This window comes from Pisciglobus halotolerans (genome assembly GCF_900113675.1).
GTDB lineage: Bacteria > Bacillota > Bacilli > Lactobacillales > Carnobacteriaceae > Pisciglobus > Pisciglobus halotolerans.
In genome coordinates, this window is sequence record NZ_FOQE01000056.1 from 1 (window position 1) to 8,038 (window position 8,038).

The following is an 8,038-nucleotide window of genomic DNA, read 5'->3' on the forward strand; positions in this document are numbered from 1 at the left end:
GTAAAGGAAATTGTTTGGACAATTCACCAATGGAAAATTTCTTTAGTCTTTTGAAACAAGAAGTATATCATGGACAAGTTTTTCATAGCTACGAAGAACTAGAGAGAACAATCGTCACATTTATCGACTATTACAATCACAGAAGAATCAAACGGAAACTCGATTGGATGAGTCCAATCGACTATCGTAAAGAAATTCAGAACGCCGCTTAGGGTTAGAAGTTTCTTGCGGATAAAAGTAGAAAAAAAGAAGTGGATTTCTCCACTTCAAAAAAGTCTAATATTTGGGGGTCACTACAAGCCACAATGCTTTTTTTGCTTTATAGGAACAGATATTATTATTTAAAACATCTCCATTGTAAAGCCTAGTTGTCTTTCTTCGCCTTCTTCCAGTAGTATAATACCGCCTTTGTCTTCTAATTGGCCGATTTCGCCAGCAATATCAGGTAGGCCGAAGAAAGGTTCGATACAGATGAACGGAGCGTCTCCTTGTTCTTTTGTCCATAAGCAAAAATAAGGAAATTCCCCAACGTTTAACGTTACGCCATGTTTGTTTTCCGGCCCGGCTAGCGTCACCATGTCTACTTTAGGTTCGTCTATAATAATCAAACCATTGCGGAATGTTTCGTGGTTTAGCGGCAAGATGCCATCTTTCATTGCTTCCAAAATTCTCTTGCTGCCACTGCGAAAAGGTACTGGATCACTTTCAAAATACTGAGCCTCATGTTTAGGACTGATGCTGATCGTGTAATCTTCATAGTTGCCTTCCCCATTCAATGGCACATTAAATGCAGGATGTCCGCCAATAGAAAACGGCATACGTTCTTCTGACTGATTTTCTACTTTAAAATCAACAGATAACAATTTCCCAATCAATGTATAGGTTACTGTTAACTTAAATTCATATGGATAATGGTCAAGTGTGTCATCATCTTGTTGTAAGGTAAAAATAGCTGTTTCATCTGAAGTCCCTTCCACTTCAAATGTTTTGTCTCTTGCAAATCCATGTTGAGACAATTCGTAGATTTCATCACCTTTTTTATACTTATCTTCATTTAAACGACCAATAATCGGAAACAAAATCGGTGCATGTCTTCCCCAATAAGTTTCATCCCCACTCCATAAATAATCGATCTCATCTTTTTTACTATAAATTTTTTGCAATTCTGCCCCATGAGGCGAAATCTCCACTAATAGTTCTTCATTTTCTAATGTAATCAAAAGGAACCCTCCTAAAAAATAGACTATTTCTCCCTTTTATCATACGTCTTTCGGGCACTTTTAGCTATTCATTTGATTAGCGAAGCGTTTTGCAAAAAGTTTAAGGCAAGGCTGGAATATGTTTCTTTAAGCGAATCGCGATCACGACCGCCAGTCCTGCTTTCAGCAAATCTCCCGGAATGAATAGACCCATTCCCATCCAAAAGATTTTAGTAATAGAATAGCCGGCGCCCAAGTAACCATTTAAAATCGCCGCCATGTACGGCAGGCCTACCAAGTAAATAGCAAGACTTCCTACAGCAGCTGCCATGATATAAGAAGATAAGCCGTTGTTCTGCTTCGTCAGCAAATAAGCCATCACTGTCGCGGCCGCAATAAAACCAAATAAGAAACCGAAACTTGGACTCAAAAAAGATTGTCCGCCGCCAACCAACAGTTTTAAAAGCAAGTGAAGCAACTGACTTAGGAAGGCAGCCCTCGGATTCAATAGCAGACCCGTCAGCAATACGAATAAAGTTTGCAAGGTAAACGGTACTGGACCTAGTGGAATCAGAACGAACCCGCTGATAAATGATAATGCGCCTAGTAGGCTGATTTGAGTGATTTCGCCTGTTGTCAATTTCATCCTTTTTCTCCTAACTTGATGCTGATTTCACCGTAACGCAATGTCTTTATTTGGCCATTGTCCAGTTTGACAACTAAACCGCCTTCGTCATCAATCGTTTCGGCTATACCGCTCATGTTTTGTTTTTTCTCATTAAAATACACTTTCTGTCCCAACACAAAGCAGCGTTTGCGATACTCGTCTAAATAATCAGTTTGATCCAATGCTTCATAAAGCACATCCAGCTGATTGATGATTTCAGCTGCCAGTTGATTTCTTGTCACAGTCGTCTCTTCTTTTCCAAACAAAGAACCTATGATCGACTGAAACGCTTCAGGGACCATTTCAGCATGCCTAACATTTAGTCCGATCCCCACTATAACTGAATCAATCGTTCCAGTTTCCAGATTTAAAATCCCTTCTGTCAAAATGCCGCAAATTTTGCGTCCATCTAGAAAGAGATCATTGACCCACTTGATCACCGGTTGTTTGTTGGTTAACTTTTCAATTGCCCGACAAACTGCTACAGCCGCGGCCGTCGTCAGAGCAGCTGCATTGGCTGCCTGCTTATTTTGATAAATCAAGCTCATATATAGTCCTGTTTGGTTCGGCGAATAAAACTGGCGACCAAGGCGTCCTCTACCCTTCGTCTGTTCTTCAGCGACCAAAATCCCCTTATGAATAATAGGACGCTCATTGATAAGTGCTTTTGCAGCATCATTCGTCGAGCCAATCGTAGGATAAACCTCAAGCACATCCGGCTGCTCGTTTAACATTGGTAACAGAATCGCCTTAGACAATTGATCCGGATCAGTCGCAAGTCGATACCCTTTATTCGTGATCGATTCTACTTTGAATCCTTCAGTTTGCAAAGACCGAATCGCTTTCCAAATAGAAGTCCTAGAAAGCGCTAAGTTATCAGCCATTTCCTGACCTGAAATAACTTCTCCTTTGTGTTGTGTTAAGTATTGTAATACCTTTTCTTTTGTCTTCATCTCTATCTACTCCAATAATTGATTGATAGTTCTAGTTTACCTGAGTCTATTGCTTTGTCAACCTATTTTTCATACAGGGTAACACAGAGTGCGTGCTTTGTCTTACTTTTCAAATGTTGGTCATTTTGTAACATTGAAATAGTCAGGCAAAAGAACCTTTCTTGCCTCAACTTGTTCACAGAAACCTACCCCATGAACAAGTTACCGCATTTTTCGTCCCAACTTGTTCACAGAAATCTGCTCTATGAACAAGTGAGCTCTTTTCCCCTTTCAACTTGTTCACAGAAACCTACTCTATGAACAAGTTCGTGCTTTTCGTCTCTCAACTTGTTCACAAAAACCTGCTCTATGAACAAGTTACTGCATTTCCCCTTTCAGCTTGTTCACAGAAGTCTGTCCTATGAACAAGTGAGCTCTTTTTTATTGTGTAAAAAAGCCCTAGAGCGGCTCTAGGGCTTTTTCTTCAATTCGATTTAGTTTAATTCATTTGCTAATGTCGTCTTTTTAGCTGTTTCACTTTCTTGAGCTGTTTCATTCTCTTTAGCAGCTACCGTATCTTTTGGCAACACTTGATTCAAGATGATGCCGGCCAATGCACTTAAAGCTGTACCCGATAGAGAGATGACGCTGCCTAATTCAAGCGTTGCACCGCCTAATCCTAAAACAAGCATCGAGCTGGCAATGATCAAGTTGCGTGTCTTACCAAAGTCTACTTGTTCTTCAATCAAGACTTTCAAACCATTACTTGCAATTACGCCATACAGCAAGATGGACATCCCGCCAAGGACGGCATTTGGAATCGTGGAGATCAAAGCTGTGAACTTACCTAAAAAGCTCATGCAGATGGCAATCAATGCTGCATTACGGATCACTGAAACTGAAGCAATTCTTGTCATCCCGATCACGCCAGTATTTTCACCATACGTAGTGTTTGCTGGTCCCCCGATGAAAGCAGAAACAGTCGTTGCCAAACCATCTCCTAAAATCGTGCGATGCAAGCCGGGATTTTTCAAAAAAGGTCGTTTGCAAACTTTGCTTAGGACGGTATGGTCGCCGATGTGCTCTGAGATAGTCACAAGCGCGACTGGAATAATCGCCAAAGCTTCTGGTCCGAAGTATAAATTATAATGCTCGAAGTGACCGGTTTTAAATGGTAAGTAAAATTCCGGCAGTGCAAACCAAGCTGCCTCTCTTACAGGTGTAAAATCAACCAGTCCAAAAAAGACAGCAACAAGATAACCGCCAATAATACCCACTAGGAAAGGAATAATTTTAAAAATACCCTTTCCTTTGGTATTGACGAAGGCTGTGATCAAAAAGGTACAGATAGCGACAAAAACAGGACGAATATCGCCGCCTGACACGAAACCGGCGTTTTGAACTGCTGATCCCGCTAAGCCCAGCCCAATCACAATGATCATTGGACCGATCACGATCGGCGGCAGCAGCTTATCGATCCACTTTGTTCCCAACAGCTTTACAAATGCTGAGACAATAACATAAACCAATCCGACCATCACAACTCCTGTTTGAGCAGCGCTGATGTCTCCATTCATTTTCTCGATTGCGACTGACATTGCAGTGATATAGGCAAAGGAAGAACCTAGATAAACGGGAACTTTTGCTTTTGTTGCGATTTGATAAATCAGTGTTCCGATTCCGCTTGCGAATAAAGCTACGGAAACCGGCATCCCCAAAATCATCGGCACTAAAATCGTTGCACCAAACATCACAAAAATGTGCTGAAAACTAAGCAGTAATCCTTTGCCTACTGGCGGCTTATCTTCTACTCCTAATAGTAGTTCTTGTTGATGGTTGACCATACTTATTTTCCTCCTTAGGCATAAAAAAATGCCCTTTTTACTTATTTTTTCGCAAAAGGACCTAAGGTATCAAATATATTCGATTTGTTACCCTTCTTGAACTCTCTGGATCAAATTAAAAGGACTTTGCTTTCGTCATTGTATCAGAACACGATTCAAACTACAACTCAAAAAGGGAAATATGTCATAACCTTTTTACCCCTTCAAAACACTCATGACATTAGCAGCTAAATAGCCGATATACAGACCAATCAAAATTGCTCCTTCCCATTTGCTAATAGCTTTTTCCTTGTTTCGATAAGCAAAGAAACGAAAGGCACCTACAATCAAACTTAAAGCAGCAAAGTGGATCAAGTAAAAACTTGTGGTAATTTTGATTCCTTTTGGCGTTAGAGCAACTGCAGCCCCTAAAACTAATAAGATGTTCAATAGATTAGAACCCAAAATATTACCTAAAGCTAAACTTGCCTCTTTTCGCTTCGCAGACGATAGGACGGTACTCAGCTCTGGCAGACCTGTTCCAAGAGATACGACCGTTGAAGAAATGATCACATCTGATATACCTGCTCTTGAAGCAATCACTTCAACAGAATCAACCAACAAAGAAGCACTTGCTGAAATGATTCCAGCTGCCACAATAATTTTCCCGAGCAATAGGAACGCTTTCTTGTGGTTGTCTACTTCTTTCTTTTCTTCTTTGCTATTTTTATTTTTTTCTTGTTTGATCAAAAAGAATAGATACACAGGGACTAGCAGTAAAAATATAAAACCTAACCATTGCGGCAATTTGCCGTGTGCAGAACCAAATTTATAAGGGATGGTCGGCAAGATCAGAAGCAATACTGCCATTACCAATAGATTCAACTTTTGAGAAGTTTTTCGGTCCATTATTATTTTACCAAAAACAGCAGCGAGCCCTAAAGTAAGCCCAGTATTGACGATAACTGAACCTACTGCATTCCCCAATACAAACCCGCCGTTCTTTTGAAGGGCTGCAATGGAAGACAATGCTATTCAGGCAATGTTGTCCCTAAAGAAACGACGGTCGCTCCAATAACGATTTGAGATAAATGCCAAATCTTTGATAACTTCACTGCTTGATCAACGAGGTAATCAGCTGATTTCGATAAGATGACAAGACAGCCTGCTGCAACAAGCAAAAGTAACACCGTTGATAAATGACTCAATAGAGACAACATCAGCTTTCTCTCCTTTCTCTATCTTCTATCAATAGAGATTCTCGTTCTTTTAGTTTAAGGCAAAAAATAGCAGATGACTATTTTGCTGTTTCCCCCTATAAAAAATCTTCTTTCTTTAGATATGAAAACAATCCTAAAAAAATTTGTGAAAAAATGAAGGTCTATTCATCGTTCCATTACGTTGTTTTAATATTTGAATTTTAGTGCATTTTCAAAAAAATCTGTTACATCAACGAATTCTGATATCAAAACAATGTAAGCGGCTAACAATATAATGAGTTTTTTTTGTTAAAAAAATGTCACAAAAAAAGATTGAAAACAGTCTTGTATTTTCAGAAAATCTCCCTATACTAGGCAAAGTGCTCAAAAAGAGATGACTGAATTTCATTTGTTTTGCATTTATTCCCTATGATTATTTTTTTTGGAGGTATTGATATAATGGGACAAGATATGACTAAAGGAAACCCACTAAAACTAATTATTTTATTTACTTTACCAATGTTATTAGGCAATATTTTTCAACAGTTTTATAGTATGGCAGATACCTTTATCGTTAGCCGGACGATCGGTGTAGATGCTTTTGCGGCTGTTGGTTCTACAGGCAGCATCAGTAATCTGATCATCGGATTGGCGATCGGTTTGACGGCTGGTCTTTCTGTATTAACAGCACAGCGTTTTGGTAAGAAAGACTTTGCAGCGATCCGCCGCAACTTAGCATCAAGCATTATCATTAGTGCTGTTTTTACCATTGTGTTAACTTTTTTCGCTACCTTGCTTACACGTCCGATCCTTGAATTTATGAGAACACCTGCTAACTTGATTGATGATGCTTATGCTTATCTTGTTATTATCTTTGCCGGCATCGGCGTTTCTGTTCTCTTCAATTTGTTATCAAATGTGTTGCGTGCGATCGGTGACAGCCGGACACCGCTATTGTTTCTTGCTGCAGCTTCGATCATCAATGTCGTTTTAGACTATGTATTCATTCTTGGCTTGCATACAGGTGTAGCCGGAGCTGGATATGCTACTGTTATTGCACAATTGATTGCCAGCGCTCTTTGCTTGGTTTACATTTGGAAAAAGGTTCCGATTCTGCGTATTCATAAAGAAGATTGGAAACTAAGCAAAGCTGAGATCAACGAGCATCTTCGCCTTGGTCTGCCGATGGGATTCCAAAGCTCGATCATTGCTTTTGGCGGAATCGCGATTCAAATCACGTTGAACAGCTTAGGTGCTAGTGCCGTCGCTGCAACGACAGCGGCTGAAAAAATCAACGGAATCGCAACCATGCCGTTGAACTCTTTTGGTGTCACAATGGCCACTTATACCGCTCAAAACTTCGGAGCAGGCAAATTGGATCGCATTTGGGAGGGCGTCAACAAAATCATCAAACTTGTTCTCACTTACAGTGTTGTCATGGGTGCAGCAATGGTATTATTTGGTAGAAAGATCGCTACGCTTTATGTTGGAGAAAGCAGCACAGAAATCTTTGACATGGTCCAAACTTATTTCTTAACGAATGCTACCTTCTACTTTTTACTAGCCTTGCTATTCATTTACCGCTACACTTTACAAGGCTTCGGAAAAAGTACTGCACCGACTGCAGCCGGCGTGATGGAATTGGTTTCACGTGTTATCGTAGCTGTTGTACTATCTCGTCCACTCGGCTTCTTAGGCGTCAGCCTTTCCAGCCCGCTCGCTTGGTTTGGTGCTTTGGTTCCGCTCGTTTTCTCTTACTACTGGTTAAAACGCAACTTCACAACAAAACGTACCATGGTTCAACAACCATTATTACTAGAAATGAACCAACAATAATTTGAAAAAAGGCAGCCATCCTATAAAAAAGATATACTGACCCCCAAATGTTAGACCAAAAATCTAACATTTGGAGGTCATTTTTTATGGCTAAATATAGCTTTGAATTTAAAAGAATGGTCGTGAAGGAGTACATCAAAGGTTTTGGCGGATATGCCTCTCTAGCTGAAAAACATGGCATTAAAAGCTACGGCCAAGTACGTGATTGGGTGAAAGTTTATCAAGAGTTTGGTGAAGAAGGGTTACAGAGACGGACAACGAACAGGGATTATACTGTTCAATTTAAATTAGATGCGGTAGAGTTGTATTCAAGAACAGAGTTGACCTATCGAGAAACAGCCAACCGACTGGGACTGACTACCCCTGCATTGATTAAAGGATG

General features: G+C 40.2%; 9 protein-coding genes. 3 read left to right on the forward strand and 6 right to left on the reverse strand.

Going from position 1 to position 8,038, the window contains the following annotated elements:
* Positions 1–212, forward strand: a 212-nt coding sequence (locus tag BM057_RS10890) for an IS3 family transposase (RefSeq protein WP_143074516.1), incomplete at its 5' end; no start/stop codon positions are given.
* A 129-nt stretch (positions 213–341) separates the two neighbouring features.
* Here the strand turns inward: BM057_RS10890 and BM057_RS10895 are convergent.
* The 6 genes from BM057_RS10895 to BM057_RS12065 form a co-directional block, all read right to left on the reverse strand.
* Positions 342–1,220 carry an aldose 1-epimerase family protein gene (locus BM057_RS10895; RefSeq protein WP_092093728.1) on the reverse strand — a complete coding sequence of 293 codons (879 nt, stop codon included), beginning with the start codon at positions 1,218–1,220 and terminating at the stop codon, positions 342–344.
* Positions 1,221–1,320: 100 nt separating this feature from the next.
* Positions 1,321–1,845 (reverse strand): biotin transporter BioY, encoded by a 525-nt coding sequence (locus BM057_RS10900; protein WP_092093729.1) that lies wholly within the window; start codon positions 1,843–1,845, stop codon positions 1,321–1,323.
* Positions 1,842–2,819, reverse strand: a complete 978-nt coding sequence (locus tag BM057_RS10905) for a biotin--[acetyl-CoA-carboxylase] ligase (protein WP_092093732.1) — start codon at positions 2,817–2,819, stop codon at positions 1,842–1,844. Before BM057_RS10905 ends, BM057_RS10900 begins: the two co-directional genes overlap by 4 nt.
* 473 nt (positions 2,820–3,292) lie before the next feature.
* Positions 3,293–4,642 carry a uracil-xanthine permease family protein gene (locus BM057_RS10910; RefSeq protein ID WP_092093734.1) on the reverse strand — a complete coding sequence of 450 codons (1,350 nt, stop codon included), beginning with the start codon at positions 4,640–4,642 and terminating at the stop codon, positions 3,293–3,295.
* Between the two features lie 195 nt (positions 4,643–4,837).
* Positions 4,838–5,650, reverse strand: coding sequence for a sodium:calcium antiporter (locus BM057_RS10915; protein WP_092093737.1), 813 nt, complete (start codon positions 5,648–5,650; stop codon positions 4,838–4,840).
* A 2-nt stretch (positions 5,651–5,652) separates the two neighbouring features.
* On the reverse strand, positions 5,653–5,841 hold the full coding sequence (locus BM057_RS12065) for a hypothetical protein (RefSeq protein WP_092093740.1): 189 nt from the start codon (positions 5,839–5,841) through the stop codon (positions 5,653–5,655).
* Between the two features lie 438 nt (positions 5,842–6,279).
* On the opposite strand from BM057_RS12065, the gene BM057_RS10925 reads away from it, so the two are divergent.
* Both BM057_RS10925 and BM057_RS10930 read left to right on the forward strand, forming a co-directional pair.
* Positions 6,280–7,656, forward strand: coding sequence for an MATE family efflux transporter (locus BM057_RS10925; RefSeq protein WP_092093743.1), 1,377 nt, complete (start codon positions 6,280–6,282; stop codon positions 7,654–7,656).
* Positions 7,657–7,742: 86 nt separating this feature from the next.
* A partial coding sequence (locus BM057_RS10930) for a helix-turn-helix domain-containing protein (protein WP_177186251.1) occupies positions 7,743–8,038 on the forward strand: 296 nt, incomplete at its 3' end.